Origin of the sequence: Arthrobacter sp. Bi83 (assembly GCF_918698095.1) — a bacterium.
Lineage (GTDB): Bacteria > Actinomycetota > Actinomycetes > Actinomycetales > Micrococcaceae > Arthrobacter.
In genome coordinates, this window is record NZ_CAKKLY010000002.1 from 229,792 (window position 1) to 244,686 (window position 14,895).

Annotated in this window: 16 protein-coding genes; 3 read left to right on the forward strand and 13 right to left on the reverse strand. The window is 64.9% G+C overall.

All coding sequences use genetic code 11. The features are described from left to right. Positions 1-190: 190 nt before the first annotated feature. The 10 genes from istB to LQ144_RS02575 form a co-directional block, all read right to left on the reverse strand. Positions 191-949: an IS21-like element helper ATPase IstB gene (gene istB, locus LQ144_RS02530; RefSeq protein ID WP_230116971.1), complete on the reverse strand. Its 759-nt coding sequence runs from the start codon at positions 947-949 to the stop codon at positions 191-193. Then, the gene (istA, locus tag LQ144_RS02535) at positions 946-2,187 is read right to left on the reverse strand and encodes an IS21 family transposase (RefSeq protein ID WP_230116972.1); all 1,242 of its coding nucleotides are present in this window, start codon (positions 2,185-2,187) and stop codon (positions 946-948) included. Before istA ends, istB begins: the two co-directional genes overlap by 4 nt. Before the next feature lie 62 nt (positions 2,188-2,249). Next, on the reverse strand, positions 2,250-2,453 hold the full coding sequence (locus tag LQ144_RS02540; protein ID WP_230116973.1) for a hypothetical protein: 204 nt from the start codon (positions 2,451-2,453) through the stop codon (positions 2,250-2,252). After that, a complete protein-coding gene (locus LQ144_RS02545) occupies positions 2,450-2,608 on the reverse strand; it encodes a hypothetical protein (protein WP_230116974.1) in 159 nt (52 codons plus the stop codon). The genes LQ144_RS02540 and LQ144_RS02545 overlap by 4 nt, the downstream gene beginning before the upstream one ends. Before the next feature lie 194 nt (positions 2,609-2,802). Then, positions 2,803-3,045, reverse strand: coding sequence for a hypothetical protein (locus tag LQ144_RS02550; RefSeq protein ID WP_230116975.1), 243 nt, complete (start codon positions 3,043-3,045; stop codon positions 2,803-2,805). Between the two features lie 115 nt (positions 3,046-3,160). Then, positions 3,161-3,571, reverse strand: coding sequence for a DUF2304 domain-containing protein (locus LQ144_RS02555; protein ID WP_230116976.1), 411 nt, complete (start codon positions 3,569-3,571; stop codon positions 3,161-3,163). A 4-nt stretch (positions 3,572-3,575) separates the two neighbouring features. After that, positions 3,576-4,241, reverse strand: a complete 666-nt coding sequence (locus LQ144_RS02560; protein ID WP_230116977.1) for a glycosyltransferase family 2 protein — start codon at positions 4,239-4,241, stop codon at positions 3,576-3,578. Then, entirely contained in the window at positions 4,238-4,792 is a 555-nt protein-coding gene (locus LQ144_RS02565; RefSeq protein WP_230116978.1) for a hypothetical protein, read from the reverse strand. The genes LQ144_RS02560 and LQ144_RS02565 overlap by 4 nt, the downstream gene beginning before the upstream one ends. After that, positions 4,789-6,132, reverse strand: a complete 1,344-nt coding sequence (locus LQ144_RS02570; protein ID WP_230116979.1) for a glycosyltransferase — start codon at positions 6,130-6,132, stop codon at positions 4,789-4,791. The genes LQ144_RS02565 and LQ144_RS02570 overlap by 4 nt, the downstream gene beginning before the upstream one ends. Beyond that, complete coding sequence (locus tag LQ144_RS02575) at positions 6,129-6,899, reverse strand: hypothetical protein (protein ID WP_230116980.1); 771 nt, start codon at positions 6,897-6,899, stop codon at positions 6,129-6,131. The genes LQ144_RS02570 and LQ144_RS02575 overlap by 4 nt, the downstream gene beginning before the upstream one ends. Positions 6,900-7,274: 375 nt before the next feature. Here LQ144_RS02575 and LQ144_RS02580 point away from each other — a divergent pair, with 375 nt between their 5' ends. Beyond that, positions 7,275-9,134, forward strand: coding sequence for an ABC transporter ATP-binding protein (locus LQ144_RS02580; RefSeq protein ID WP_230116981.1), 1,860 nt, complete (start codon positions 7,275-7,277; stop codon positions 9,132-9,134). A gap of 30 nt (positions 9,135-9,164) precedes the next feature. Here the strand turns inward: LQ144_RS02580 and LQ144_RS02585 are convergent, their stop codons facing one another. The 3 genes from LQ144_RS02585 to LQ144_RS02595 all read right to left on the reverse strand — a co-directional run bounded on the left by LQ144_RS02585 (position 9,165) and on the right by LQ144_RS02595 (position 12,522). After that, a complete protein-coding gene (locus LQ144_RS02585) occupies positions 9,165-10,169 on the reverse strand; it encodes a glycosyltransferase (protein ID WP_230116982.1) in 1,005 nt (334 codons plus the stop codon). Between the two features lie 48 nt (positions 10,170-10,217). Next, complete coding sequence (locus tag LQ144_RS02590) at positions 10,218-11,339, reverse strand: glycosyltransferase (RefSeq protein ID WP_230116983.1); 1,122 nt, start codon at positions 11,337-11,339, stop codon at positions 10,218-10,220. A 76-nt stretch (positions 11,340-11,415) separates the two neighbouring features. Then, positions 11,416-12,522, reverse strand: a complete 1,107-nt coding sequence (locus tag LQ144_RS02595; RefSeq protein ID WP_230116984.1) for a glycosyltransferase family A protein — start codon at positions 12,520-12,522, stop codon at positions 11,416-11,418. A 52-nt stretch (positions 12,523-12,574) separates the two neighbouring features. Between LQ144_RS02595 and LQ144_RS02600 the strand changes: the two genes are divergently transcribed. Both LQ144_RS02600 and wecB read left to right on the forward strand, forming a co-directional pair. Next, complete coding sequence (locus LQ144_RS02600; protein ID WP_230116985.1) at positions 12,575-13,711, forward strand: glycosyltransferase family 2 protein; 1,137 nt, start codon at positions 12,575-12,577, stop codon at positions 13,709-13,711. 114 nt (positions 13,712-13,825) lie between these two features. Then, positions 13,826-14,890 (forward strand): UDP-N-acetylglucosamine 2-epimerase (non-hydrolyzing), encoded by a 1,065-nt coding sequence (wecB, locus tag LQ144_RS02605; protein ID WP_230116986.1) that lies wholly within the window; start codon positions 13,826-13,828, stop codon positions 14,888-14,890. Positions 14,891-14,895 lie beyond the last annotated feature (5 nt).

Consider the following 14,895-nt stretch of genomic DNA (forward strand, 5'->3'; position numbering starts at 1 on the left):
CGTTCAGCCGGGCACTGACGATGTACCGGGCGCCCCTCGGGCGAATGCGTGGGACGGCCGGAAGGACTAGAAGATGCTTCTGAGCAGCGGAACGCGGCGAGCAGCCTGCGAAACGGCAAATCTGCTGTTAACGCCAACCGAAAATAGGGCCATTAGTGCCAATTGAAAACGGGGCCACGGGGTTGTGGTTCTATTGTGCCGTTCTGGCGGCGGGCTGGTGTTTCTTGAGCCGATAGCTGTTGCCTTTGAGGCTGATGACCTCGGCGTGGTGGACGATCCGGTCGATCATGGCCGAGGCGATGGTCAGGTCACCGAAGACGTCGCCCCAGCGGGCGAACGGAAGGTTCGAGGTCAGGATCATGGATGCGTGTTCGTAGCGGCTCGATACGAGCTGGAAGAACAGGTTCGCGGCGTCCTGATCGAACGGGATATAGCCCACTTCATCGACTATGAGCAATCCATAGCGGCGGAGTTTGACCAGTTCCTGGGCGAGTTTCCCACGGGAGTGGGCTTCCTGCAGTCGGGCGACCCAGCCGGTCGCTGAGTCGAAGAGGACCCGATGCCCGGCCTTGGCTGCCTTGATGCCGATGCCGACCGCGAGGTGGGTTTTGCCGGTGCCGGGTGGCCCGAGCAGGACCACGTTTTTGGCTTCGGAGAGGAACACCCCGGTGCCCAGGTGCGCGATGAGGTTCCGGTCCGCGGAGGGCTGGTGGTCGAAGTTGAACTCCTCGAGGTCCTTGTGGTCCGGGAACCTCGCGGCCTTGATCCTGGTGGCAGCCCCGGAGGCTTCGCGTTCGGAGACTTCACGGGAGAGGACCGCGGCCAGGTACTCCTCATGGGACCAGCCGGCGTCCCGGGCCTGGTCCCCAAGCCGGCGGAACCCGTCGCTGATCCGCGGGGCGCGCAGGGCGCGGGCGTAGTACTCGATCTGTGACGGTGTCCCGCTCATGAGGCCACCTCCAGGACCAGGTTCGGCTGGCCGAGATCGATGCCGAAAATCTCGTCGTAGGCGGCCAAGTCCCGCACCTGCACTGCTTCCTCTGGTTCGGGGCGGCGCACCCTTTGGGTCCGGAAGTCCCGGCGCATCACCGCCGCGCGGGCCACACGGACAGGATCGGTCACCACCAGATGCCGGGCCCATGCCCGGACATGGGTGGCGATGATGACACCCTCGTGGGTCACCCAGATGGTGTCCAGGTCAGCGACGACGTCAACGATCCGCCCGATGAACGAAGGGTCCACGGAATAGTCGTTGGAGAACACGCGAACGTAGTAGTCCCGCGGGAGCCGCACGGCGTTCCGGAACACCGCCTCCGGGCTCACCGGCGGCAGTTCCCGCATCCTTTCCCGGTCCAGGACGATCAGCTCATCAGGGCGTCCGTGGCGGGACCGCGAGTAGCGGTGATTAGCTTTGGGCAGCCAGTCCTCCAGCTGGCCGTTGAAGTCCGCTGGTGACCGGAACTCCCGGCCGGGCATGAAGCGTTGCCGGAAGAACCTGTTCATCCGCTCGACCATGCCCTTGGACTCCGGATCCCGCGGCGGAAGCAGCTTGATCTCCAAACCCAGCGACCCGGCGAACGCGGCCACCGGCTCTGTCGGTTTGCGCCTGCCGATGCCGGACTCGTTGTCCCACAAGAGCCGGAACGGGACCGCCTGTGCGTCCTGCAGCAGAGTCCACATTCCGCCCAGAAGATCCGGCGTTGTCCGCGACGGCAGCATCCGGGCCTGGATAAATCCCGAGAACGCAGAGGTCATCACCAGTACCGGGGGCGTGTCGTTCTGGCCCGCACCGACGGGCAGCGGCTCGTGCGGGAACCAGAGATCGCACTGGACCTGGAACCCCGGCTCGTGGACCAGACGGTCGGCCGGGTCCGGCGGTGCGTATTCAGGCCGGATCACGGCGACCTTCGCACGGAACAAAGACGCGGAACCAGACCAGCCCACCCGCTCCGCCAACGTCGCCGCCGGCATCGTCGGCGTCTTCGCCAACAACTCCCGAACCCGAGGAGCAAACGCATCAAAACTCGACACACCCGACGCCCGCTGATACTTCGGCGCCCGATCCGACTCCAGCGCCCGATCCACGGTTCCGCGGGAAACCCCCACGATCCTGCCGATCTCCCGCTTCGAGTGCTTGCCCGTCGAAAACAGGTGGCGTATCTCCGCCCAATCATCCAAATTGATCACCTTCCATAATGGTCGGTGGCCCTATTTTCAGTTGGCGTTCCTGGCCCTATTTTCGGTTGGCGTTAACATCTGCCGACCAGTGTAACGGCATAGGCAGCGAAGATGGCGGTGAGGGATTTACCGGCTGCAACTTCCGGAAATTGAAGCCGGATGACTTCAAAGATGACGAGGTGTACCAAGAAGACGCCGAAAGTTGCATTCGACAGTTCTGTCAGAGCCTTCCCGGCGCGGCTGACTTTCAGTTTGGCAGCAAGAGACAGCGTCACGACGAACACTCCCAGTCCCGTATGGCAACGCCGATCCCGAGGTAGGAGACGGAAACTACGGCGTGGAGCAGGCGGAATTCTCCCCTGTTGCCGTAGTGCCAGATGGTTCCGGCAATAATTCCGCCCGTTGTCACGGTTGCCAATGCCAGCTTCACGCCGTGAGGCGCACATTGCGCAACGCGTACACGGCCAAGAAGTAGCCCACGTACGGAGTCCAGTGCGTCAGAAAGTTGAGGCGGACGGGACTAACGGCCCCATAGGGGCCCAGTACCCCCGGAAGCATGTAAACAACCAGCGCCACTGCAAGGAAGGCGGAAGCAGTGGCAGGTCCTCGCCCGCGTCCAAAGCCTTACTCCGATGAGATAGATAAGGTTCCACGCAACGAGTAGGGGATGAGCCGAACTGCCCGGCGCCGGTAGAACAGACGCGGCTGGTTCGAGACCATGCGGGACCCGAGGATGAGCGCCCCGGAGATCATGGCAAAAACGGGCACAACCCAGATCCAACCTACGTCTAGCACCACGGCGATCCACCAGCGCAGGCTCTCGCGCGGCGCCCGGCCCACGATGTAGCCGAAGACGTGGATCGACACGACGCCGCAGATGCTCCCGACGCGCAGGATGTCCAGCCCACATTCCCGAAAGGGGCACGATCGGGGCTGCGGTCGGGAGCGTGCAGTTCGCTGGGCTCGCTGACCCGAACAGGCACTACTGTCCCCCGCGCGCCGGCGGGGTCAGGTGGCGATCGGAGTCCGTGCTCTTGCTGCGCAGAGCCATATCTTTACCCGGAGGCGGCAACTCATCAAGTGCGATCCTGCGTGACAGCTTTGTGAGCGTCGCCTCCATGTGGCGGAACCGCTGGTACGTGGTGGCCATGAACACCAGAAAACTCACCACAAGGCCGTAAAGCACGAGGTCCGTTCCGCGACCTATGCCCATGAGGTGCGCCACCCGGGTTAGCAGTTCGGGGAAGAAGATCGAAAACGCTGCTACCAAGGCAAACAGAACCAGCATGATGCGCCGGATGGCGAGGTGCCGGGCATTCGAGCCGCCGCGCATCAGTGCCAGCGACATGACTACAACGGCCAGGACAAGAACTATCTGGACAATGATCTGCACAATTTCACCTAAAAAAGAGGTCAGCGACGATATTGACCGAGTTCAGCAAGGACTGGCCCTTCGATTTGGAATAGTCCGTATAGACGATTTCAACCGGTTGTTCGACCCAGCGCGGGTTCATCTCCGCAAGCTGGTGGACAAGTTCAGAAGCGTGCGCCATGCGGTTTTGCTGCAGGTTTATGCCACGGGCAACACCAGGGCTGAAAGCCCGCAGGCCGTTATGCGCGTCGGTGAGCGCCATGCCCGTTGCCATGCGCGACTGCACGGCGGCCGTCCGGAGGACGAGGCGCTTCAGCGGCGTCAGCTTCGTCCTGTTGTCCAGGAACCTGGACCCGAGTACGACGTCGGCTTCCCCGGAACGTATGCGGTCTGCCATAGCCAATGCGTCTGCCACGCGATGCTGTCCGTCGGCATCGAAGGTCACGATGCAGTCCACCTCAGGATCCTGAAGCGAATACTCAATGCCAGTCTGCAGTGCCGCGCCCTGCCCCAGATTCACAGGATGCTGGACGACCACTGCCCCGGCTTGCCGTGCAACATCCTGGGACCCGTCCGTACTGCCGTCATCAACGCACACAACGTTGGGAAATTCTTTCCGCAGCCCCTCGATGACCGTGCCGACGACAGACGCCTCGTTGTACATGGGGATGACTATCCAGGTTCGACTCACCCGTCAAGTATTCCACAGGCGCCATGGCTCGGGCTCATCGACGAGAGGCTTAGGGATCGCTTTCCCACACTCTGCCTGAGCGCGTGCAGCATCGCGATGGGGCCATGTACGAGCTCGGCGTCGGTGCGTTTCCGCAACTGCCAGACGACGCGGTCCGCCGTGAGGTCGGCGGCAACGACGACGTCGGAACCGCGGAGCCTCTCCTGCAGGTCGGCTCGTCCCGCCAGCGACCGCGCCAGGCGCCGGGACTCCAAGTTGTCCCTGAAAAGCCGGCCGGCAACTCCAACCGGCCCCGGCTTCCCAGCTGCGGCCGACACCAGCGAGGAGACGCGCCCGCCACCCGCTATTGGCAGCGCCACCACGCTCAGTCGGTCGTCCAGAACCGTGACGGTCTTCTCACCGTCGACGGTGTAGACGGCGGTGCCCGTCACCGGCCCGGCGTCGTGGCCGACTGCGCCGACGGCGCGCTTCCACAAATCATCGATGACGGCCTGCGGGTGGCTGCTGCGGCCTACGACGATGCTCAGGTAAATCGGTCTTGCTGGCTTCACGCCTGAGTCCTTTCTTCCTTGGCTGGCAGCGCACGTGCCCCGCCGTACCCGGCAATCCCCCGGAGCTCGGCTATCACCGGTTCCAGGATCGTGCTCCGGAGGAACTGCTGGCCATAGGCCCAGGCAGCGTCCCACCGCTTTTCGTCCGGGTCCTTCAAAGCCGCGGCGCAATCGCGCAGGGCGACGGCAATGCCTTCCGGCGTGAGTTCCTTCGCCGGGAACCAAAGCGGATAGTCCCGGAGGAGGTCTGTTGCTGCGTTCTCCATGTCGTGGACGGAGACGATCGGCAGCCCAGTGGCAAGGTACTCCGTGGTCTTCCCACCGGTAACGTATTTTCCGCTGGAAAGCAGGAGAATCAGGGCATCCATGCTTCCGTAGAACCCTGCGACGTCGCGTTTGGAGATCGGCCCGTCGTACCGAAGGCCGTTGTCGCTCGATGCTCCAAAGATCTCCAGAATCTCCGCGCCGGCGGCTCCGGAAGCACTCAGCTTTCCGCGGAAGACTGCCTCAGCCATCGGATCGTCCGGCCCGAAGGCGCCACTCCAGCCGAAGAGGAATTCCTGAAGCGGCATGTTCACGTATTGGAGCGTGCCGAGGTACCCAAAGCGCGGGCGCTCAGTCGGTCGGACAGCGGGCTTCGCGTGACCCGGCTGGGGGTCGAAGCCGTTGGCCACCACCCGCATCCGGTGCGCGGACTCCGGATAGCGCCACGCGTATTCGTCACGGATCTGGCTGTTGACGAACCAGACCTGCGCCGCATCCTGCAGGTATTGGGCCTCGCGCTGTCCGAGCGCGCTACCCGGAGTAAAGTCCTCTGCACCACTGATGGTGTTGAAAGCCCAGGCGTCGCGGTAGTCCATGACATACGGGACGCCTTCAAGGGCCCGGGCCACACCAAAGGCTACATAGGGGCTGGCAGAGGCCATGACCAGGTCCACGGGCTTGTCTGCATTGACGGAGCGGACTGCCTCGCTGGCGGGCTCCAGCCAGGATCCGTGGAAATCTTCCGGGAACTTCCGGCGGCTACGGCGGCGCAGTGCCTCTTTCCACAGGTACGGCGCCTCGACCCTGAACCGCGAGTACCGGCGCAGGTCGCCCCTTGCGGGTTCCTCAGCACCGCCGTCGGTGACGGCGACAATGCGAACGCCGGGGTGGACGGATTCCGCGAGCTTCTCATCCACCCCCGAGATCTGTGACCAGACCTGTGGGTCGACAGTAACCACTGTCACGTCCCAGCCGTCGTCGGCGAAGGCGTTGGCCACGGCTGTGCAGCGGTAGACCGAGGACGCGGTGCTGGGCGGAAAGGCAAAGGCAATGTAGAGCAAATGCGGTTTGGTCATCGCGCATTCTCCAGGGCTTTGGCGTAGCCTGCCTCAAGCCTCGGGAGCATGACCTCGGCGCTATGGCTCCTACGTACGTAAGCGGGTCCGTCCAATTGCCGGGACAGCGCCTGCGGATCCTTAAGCGATTCGAGCACGGCCTGACCGACGTCGGCCCTCGCGACGGACACGGTGGCCAGGTCATCCGGGTATCCGGAGACGGGATCCGCGAAGACCACAGGAACGCCGATTCCTAAGGCCTCAAGCTCGCTGGTGGCTAGGATTCCGGCCACCTGCCCCACCGCGACATGGGCGGTTGCCAGTTCTTGGAGAAACTCGGTCTTGGGCATCCTGGGCAACAGCGTGACGCCCAGGCCGGCGGCTTCGGCAGCCCGGTCGCCCCAGTCCAGCCCGACAACGTCAACACCGCTGTGTCCAACCGCGGCAACCACGTCCGCCGCGACCTTAAGCAGGGAATCGCCGCCTTTCGACGCATCCCACCGCGAGGGAAAAAACACGCGTGGCCTGGCCGCGGGGCGCCACGCCGGCAGTTCATCCGGCTCGACCGGTATCGGGAAGTATTCAGCGTCTGCCCTGACACTTTCAGCTTTATCCCGAAGGTCGGGAGTCATATACCACACGTGCCCGGCGCCGTCGATATCGCTTTTCATCACTGCGTGGTGCTGGACCTGCCAGTAATTTTCCCGGATATCTGTTCCGTGAAGGGTGAGGGCGTACGGACGGGAGAATACTCCGCGCGCCCATTTGGCCCTGCCACCCATATTCACGTGCCAAAGCTGCGTGCGTGGGTAAGCCGCTGCCTGCTCCAGCCGAAAGCGGTAATACGCAGCCTTCGTTCCGCCCCTTGTCCAGGGACCTTGGATTATCTTCCACGGCTTTCCACGGCTGACGCCGGCCTTCACGATTGTCTTACCAACGTCGGCACAGTCGAATAGCTGGGTAACACGGATTTGGTCGCTCATGCCCTTTATCCTCTCATTCAGACCGGGCATGGGCGATTTGCGGCAACGGCGGTCCGCCGCAGTGATCCGGCGAAGCGCCTGCCCGGATAACGGGCGGGAGTCGGCGGCGCTGGCACAGCCGGCGCAGGGCGCGGCGCGTAGTATTGGGAAGGATTCTGTCCCTTCCGTTCGGAGTAATTCTTGAGACACCTGCGCCACACCATGCGCGAACTGCTGCCCCTTCTGCCCCCGAATGCGCGGAGGTTCCTCCTGCTCTTCGGTGTTCTGTCGGCTGTCCTAGCGCTTCTCGACGCGGGTGCCCTCGGCGTGTTCGCCTTGGTGCTGAACCAGATCCTCAAGGGCGGGGACATGAGCCTGCCGATTCTCGGATCCATGAGTCAGGAGTTCGGATTGCTCCTGCTCGTCGGCTCCGCCATGGCGATGATCCTGAAGTCGGTGCTGAACATCTGGCTGCAGTGGGTCTCGACCAGGAAGTTCGCAGACTACGAACTCGATATCGGAACCATACTTTTCCAGAGCTACATCCGCGCGCCATGGACCGAACGGATGAAGCGTTCCACCGCTGAGCTTGTGCGGATGATCGACGTCGGCATCGCCAATACCGTGTCCGGCGTCCTGCTACCTGCGGTGACCCTGCCGGCAATGGCACTGACCTTTGTCTCCGTCCTGGTGGTCCTCATCGGAGCATCGTGGCAAACAGCAGTCGCCACCCTCATATACCTTGGTGCCATCGCCGCATTCCTCTACCTCTGGCTCTCCAAAAAGTCCTACGAGGCCGGCAAGGTGAACCGCGACGCCGCCATGCGCATGACCACCCTGGTGTCCGAGATGCTGGCGGCCCTGAAGGAAATCACGCTCCGGGACAAGGCGGACGAAGTCGGTGCCATCGTGATGGACAGCCGCGAAACGGCCGCACGCTCCCGCTCGAACATCCGCTTCATGGGCGCGGTGCCCAAGTTCGTGATCGACATGGCACTCATCGGCGGCTTCCTGCTCATTGGCACCGTCGGCTACTTGATCGGCGGCATCGAGACGGCGATGTCGTCCGTGGCAATCTTCGGCTTAGCCGGCTTCAAGATGGTTCCCGCCCTCACCGCTATGCAGTCGCAACTGACCGTGGTGCAGTCCACCCTTCCCTACACAGAAACCGTGATGCGGGATATCAGAGACGCCGCCGAATTCCGCAAGCACGCGGAGAAACTGGGCAGGACGCCCATCCGGCACGAGCCCAAGATGCTGGAACTGAGGAATGTCGAGTTCACGTATCCCGGTGCCGGCCAGCCCGCCGTCCGGAACATCAATCTGCAGCTTCCCATGGGCTCGTCGATAGGAGTGGTGGGCCAGTCCGGTGCGGGCAAGTCCACCCTGATCGACATCTTCCTGGGTTTGCTGACTCCGTCTGCCGGGACGATGACCCTCGACGGCGTCCCGCTTGAGGACGTCCTCGCCGACTGGCGCAAGCGGGTCGGCTACGTGCCCCAGGAAGTCTCAATCTTCGACGGAAGCGTCGCCCAGAACGTCGCCCTCACCTGGGGCAGTGACATCGACGAAGAGCGCGTCCGCACAGCCCTGCAGCGGGCCCAACTCCTGGAAACCATCGAGTCGCGCAAGGACGGCATCCACGGCCGGGTCGGAGAACGCGGTCTCGCCCTGTCCGGCGGCCAGCGCCAGCGCCTCGGAATCGCGCGCGCCCTGTACATGGATCCGCTGGTACTGGTTTTGGATGAAGCGACAAGCGCACTGGACACTGCCACGGAGGCGGCCGTCGCCAAGGCCATCAATGAACTGCACGGCGAGATCACTGTTATTTCCGTCGCGCACCGCCTCTCGACAATCCGCAACAACGATCAAGTGTGCTTCATGAAGGAAGGCACCATCCTCTCGCAGGGAACCTTTGACGAGGTTGTGCGCACCAACCCGGATTTTGCCCAGCAGGCGGCCCTTGCCGGACTGCACACCCAAGCCGGCGAGGAACCGTTCGCGGCAGTTTCTGCCGGACCGGCGCCGGCACGGCAGGACGAGGACGCGGCCGGCAGCTAACCACTCCCGGCCGCCGGGCCTCACCGGCCGCTAGGCCTTTCCGGCCGCGATCCCCGTGTATAGCGCATCCAGTCTTTGCACGAAGGCGGCCGCATCGTACCGCGGCAGCGCCCAGGCGGACCCGCCCAGGCGATCGGACACCGCCACGGGATCCTCCAAGGCCGCTACGACCTGCTCTACAACGTCGTCTTCGGTTCCCTCGATCACCGGCGGCGTCGTGCCATCGTCGGGCCGCGGGAGCCGCGCCCCAAGGGCCGCGAGCGGGGCACCCATGCACAGTGCCTCAAACTCACTGGTGGCAAAGTTGTTGGTGGCCTGGCCCACAGTCATGTGGGCCTGCGACATGATCCGGTGGAACTCTTCCTGCGGCATCCGTTCCAGAAGAGTCACCCCACTCCGGCGGGCGGCTTCGGCCCCGGGTCCCCAGTTCAGGCCAAGGATTTCAGCCCGGCTGCCGACGGCGGCAGTCAGCTTGCGGGCCAGGCCCAACTGCCGCTCCACTCCCTTATCGTCATCCCAGCGGGAGACGAACAGAATGGATGGCCGCCCGGCCGGGTTCCACGAAGGAAGCGCCGCTGCGTCCACGAGCGCGGGGAGGAACTCAGCATCGGGGCGGGCGCGACGCGCGTTCTCAGCGGTGTCATTGTTCGCGAAGAAAACATGGGCTGCTTCGTCGATCGCCCTTTGGATCTCCCCGTGGAACTGCGGATCAGCCCATTGCTTCCGAATGTCGGTTCCATGCAGGGTGAGGACGTACGGGCGCCGCGGCATTCCGCGTTCCTTAATCAGCCTGACGCTCGTGCCGTAGTGCACGTGCACGACGTCGGCTGCCCGGAGCTTGACGGCCCGCCGTGCAACGTACGGGATGAACCGGGCCTTGGCAAGCAGCGGATTCTTCGGCGCCACTGTCATCGGACGGACCTGCTCCGGCGGCAGGTAGTCCCAGCTGATGCCCGCGCGCGCCGCAGCGCGGACCATGTTCCGCGCCACAAAGGCGCAGTCATTGAACTGAAGAACCTTGGGTTCTGACTTCACAGTTCCCCTCCGAGAGTGTGTGCAATGATGCCTGTAACGCCCGTGGCCTCAGGCACGGGCCAGAGCAGCCGTATATGCGCGGTCGAAGAGCTCCCCCACTGCCTCCGGCGAAAACCGTTCGCGGATGGGACCGGCAATGTCTCCGGCAGGCACATCCTTGAATGCGTCCCGGGCATCCAGGACCGCTCCTCCCAACGTCTCAGGGGACACGTCGTCGACCAGTCTGCTGTTGGAGCCGTCGGCATAGTCGCTGAAGCCGCCCACCCGGGTGGCCACGACAGCGCGGCCCGCCGCCAGTGCCTCTGCGGCCGAAGTGAAGAAGTTTTCCTGGGCAGTGGGAAGAAAGAAGAGGTCGGCGTCAGACAGTTGACCGGCAACTTCTGCAGGCCTCACCGAGCCTGTCAACGTCACCTGGTCCTCAAGCCCGAGCCTCGCAACCAGGGCCTCACATTCCCCGCGAAGCGGGCCTTCACCCACCCACGTCAGGTGCACGTCCGTGCCGTGGTCGCGCAGCCAGGCAATGGCCCGCACCGCTTCCAGCGGCCGCTTGCGGGCAATGAGCCCGCCCACGGCAGCGAGGCGGAGCGGCGTACCGAAGGAGGAAGGGACGACGGCGCCGCGGGCTTTGACCACGCACGGCACCACGACGGCGGCGTGGGGGCGCGCAAACCGCTGCATTTCGCGCGTGAGCTGCCCGGTCACACCGGTGACGACGTGGGGCAAACGCAGGACGCCGCGCACCCAGGACAGCTTGGCCCAGAGTGGCGAGACACTGGCCGGGTTCACGACGCCGTTCCAGTGCTCTGTATGGACCCATGCTGGCCGGCGGCCCGTCAGCGCGCGTGCGGCCCACGGCATCATCGTGACGAGGATCGAGGAGAACGCCATGGTGTGGACCACGTCAGCCCAAGCCATTTCCTTGGCCAGCGTCCGGCTGGCAGCCAGGACGGTAGACGGCCGTTTCGGGTCCGCGGCCACCCGCCGCACGGGCGTGCCCTCCCACAGGCCGGAAGACTGCCGCGGCATGGCGAGGGTGGTGCCGAGCCGGACGTGGATCACGCGGACCTCGTGTCCGCGTCCCCGGATGGCTTCCACGTGCTCGGAGTTAAACGGCGCCTCGGTGGGATTTTCGTCATGGGGATACCACGTTGCGACTACAAGGATCTTCATGTGTTCTTTCGACGGAATCGGAGAGTTTTCAGGGGGCGCCGGAGCGTGGAAGCCGTGCTCATCCCGGCGTTACGCGCTAGACCAGCGCCGAGGCGCTCATGAACCTCAGTGGCGCCTCGGGATGCAGGGCGTGCGACAGGCTGCGCGGCAGCCAGGTCTGCGGGCTCGCAAACCGGCGCCGGGCCAATGCCAGCGCCTTCATCACGACCACGTCCGCCTCTTCGCGGGCCACGGCGTCGAGCAGTCTTCTGTCCGCGAGTGAAAGCGGTCGCGCAGCGTGCGGTGCCCGGAACAGCAGTTTCTGCAATTCGCGCGCCATCTCGGCGGCATCGGCCGAACTCCATGTTCCGGCCTCGGCACGCAGCAGGACGTGCCCAAAGATGTGCACCCTGATGATCTTCGTGACAATTGCTTCCCTGGCCCGGTGAGGCAAATCCTCGAACCATCCGGACGTGACCAAGTCGGTTGCGAATGCCAAGTCCTCTGCCACGGGGCGCGGCGTGTGGGTGACACGGAGGGCAGCGTCGGCGTGCACCAGGTATCGCGGGAGGCCGCGGCCGTAGCTGATGTTCGCGCCCGAAAACCACAGCTTCGCCGAAAACGACTGGTCCTCGCCGGTGGCGTAGCGGGTCGGAAATGTGAGTCCCAGCCGGCGCACGAGCGTAAGCCGCAACAGTCCGAGCGGCGCTGTCCGGTACGTCAGGCGGTCGGCCACTGGATCGAGCCGGGCGTGGCGGGTGCGCCTGACCACCGGTGTGCGGATGGGACCACCGCCGGCGTGGCCCATGGGGGCTATCAGCACGTCGGCATGATCGCGCTCAGCAGCTTCAACCCATCGTGCCAGCGCGCCCGGTTCGACGGAATCATCGCTGCCCATAATGGCCACCCACGTGCCGGAGGACTCGGCGATTCCGTGGTTGAAGGGGCCCGCGGGGCTCTTGATGCCGTCCACGTAGTGGTGAAAGCGCACGAGGCCACGGTGCTCGGGAGCCACACGCTCCCGGATCGGATCCACATCCGTGTTGTGGCAAACCACGTTGATCCGCAGCCGCCGCTGCGCACCGGGAGCCGTAGGCAGACCGCCGTCGACCAGCGACGCAACGGCGCGCCCCACGGGCCGGTCGGGGGTGTGCACGGCGATCACCAGGTCGAGCAGCACTGAGTCCTGTATTTCGTTGTCCACCCAGTAAGGTTATCGCGGGACCCATGAAACCCTGCCGAGGAGCACGCACCCCATGAGCCAGAGCATCGAAGTAGTCATCCCTGTCCATGATCTGGAGCGGCCCTTCGTTCGCGCGGTCCGGTCCGTGCTCGACCAGGCTCCGGGGCTTGCGGAGCTCGGGGTGGCCCTGGGGACGACGGTTGTGCTGCACAACATTGGAGGGGCCGGCGCCCCCGACCTGACCCAGGAAGGCATTGCTTCCGACGGCGTCACCTGGCTGCGGTGCGACGACGGCATCCCCTCCCCTGCCGGTCCCCGCAACCTCGCCTTGGACGAAAGCACGGCAACGTACCTCTGCTTCCTCGATTCCGACGACTACCTTGAGCCCGGATCGCTGGCGGCCTGGTGGAAGGCAGCGCAGGCCGCTGGCGCTTCCGCCGTCATCGCGCCATTGCGCACCCCTGAGGGCACCATCCTTCCGTCTCCCCGGATCCGGCCCTCCAAGCCGGCGGTTTTGGATCCGCTTAAGGACGGCCTCGCGTACCGAAGTGTTCCCTACGGCCTGCTGCGGCGCTCTGCCCTGTCAGCAGTCGGGTTCCGGTATGCCGAAGGCCTGCGCACCGGCGAAGACATCGAAGCCACCCTCAAGCTGTGGTTCCGCTCCGGCGCCGTCTGCTACCCCTACGGAGCGGCCGCGTACCACCAGACCGATGACTCCGGGGCCGGCCGCGTTACCAGCTCCATTAGCCCGTTGGCAGATGAATTCCGCTGGCTCGAGCGTCTCCTCACCTCGGGTTGGCTCCGCGCCGCGACCGTTTCCGAGCGCCGGGCCGTGGCGTTGAAAATCCTGCGTGTCCATGGCATCGGCGCCCTGGTCCGGCGGGGCTCAGCGGCGGCTGACGCTCAAGGCAGGGCTTTGTGGGACGACGCTGAACGCAGCTATTGGGCTGACGTCTCCGACCGGCTGCTGGCCTTCGCAGGCGGGTCACTGCCGGCGCTGAGCCGCCGCGACGCTGACCTGGCCCGCGCCGCCGCAAAGGCGGCGGATGTCCCGGCACTGCGTGCCGCCGTCGAACATCACAGGAATGCCGGCAGAAGCGGCGATTTTGTCACCGCCAAGCCGCTGGCTGTCCTGTCACGCGACTCTGTCCTGAGGCACTATCTGGCTGAACGCCTCCGCGCGAAAGCGGGCGTCTTCAGGGTTTCCTGATGGCCGCAGCCGCCGTCGGAACCGGTGGCCGGGCCGACGCCGATGCGGGTCCCGGTGCCCGCCCGGAGCCCACGCGGGCGGAAATATGGACGGCCTGCCTCTAAACTTGAATCCATGCGAATTCTCAGCGTCGTTGGCGCACGTCCCCAGTTTGTGAAACTTGCACCGATAGCGGCGGCGATGGCCGGACAGGCCGAACACCTGATCGCCCACACGGGCCAGCACTATGACGAGCTCATGAGCGATGTGTTCTTCCGCGATCTCGGCATCCCGGCACCGGATTTCAATCTTGGCGTCGGCTCCGGCAAGCACGGTGCCCAGACAGGTGCCATGCTGCACGGCCTGGAAGGCATCCTTGAGGAGTCAGCCCCGGACTGTGTCCTGGTTTATGGCGACACCAACTCAACCCTCGCGGCGGCCATCGCGGCCATCAAGATGCACATCCCCGTTGCCCACCTGGAGGCCGGGCTCCGGTCCTTCAACCGCCGGATGCCGGAAGAGCACAACCGCGTCCTGACGGACCACAGCGCTGACCTCCTGCTTGCACCCACCGAGGTGGCGGTGAAGCACCTCGCCACGGAAGGCCTCGCGGAGCGGACGGTACTTGTCGGCGACGTCATGACCGACGTGCTTTTCAAGGTCCGCGACATGCTCGACGCCACCGAGCAGCCCCTGCCCGTCGATGCAGCGCCGGGCGAATACTACGTCTGCACCATCCACCGGCCCGACAACACCGATTCTCCTGAGCGACTGGGAGCCATCATCGAGTCCCTGGCCAGCTTGGAAAAGCCGGTCTTCGTGCTGGCCCACCCGCGGCTCGTCAGCCTGGCGGCCAAGCACGGCCTCGATCTGGAGCAGGGTTCCGTCCGGGTTGCTGCACCGCTGGCCTACCCGCAGCTGGTCCATGCCGTCCGGAACAGCGCCGGCGTGATCACCGATTCCGGCGGACTCCAGAAGGAAGCCTTCCTGCTCCGCACCCCCTGCACCACCATCCGTCCGGAAACTGAATGGGTGGAGACGGTCGAACTGGGCTGGAACGTCCTGGTCAGCGAGGACCTGAGCATCCTGGCAGACACTGTCCGCCGTCCCGCGCCGCCCGCAACCGACGCCACGCCCTACGGCGACGGCCACGCCGCCGAGCGTACGGTCGCGGCGCTGATCGAGGCGTTCGGCCGCTAGGTTCC

Excerpts from the sequence above, each read along its gene's own strand:
- istB (WP_230116971.1), bottom strand. The coding sequence starts at position 949 with ATGAGCGGGACACCGTCACAGATCGAGTACTACGCCCGCGCCCTGCGC.
- LQ144_RS02570 (WP_230116979.1), bottom strand. The coding sequence starts at position 6,132 with ATGACCAAACCGCATTTGCTCTACATTGCCTTTGCCTTTCCGCCCAGC.
- LQ144_RS02590 (WP_230116983.1), bottom strand. The coding sequence starts at position 11,339 with ATGAAGATCCTTGTAGTCGCAACGTGGTATCCCCATGACGAAAATCCC.
- LQ144_RS02600 (WP_230116985.1), top strand. The coding sequence starts at position 12,575 with ATGAGCCAGAGCATCGAAGTAGTCATCCCTGTCCATGATCTGGAGCGG.
- wecB (WP_230116986.1), top strand. The coding sequence starts at position 13,826 with ATGCGAATTCTCAGCGTCGTTGGCGCACGTCCCCAGTTTGTGAAACTT.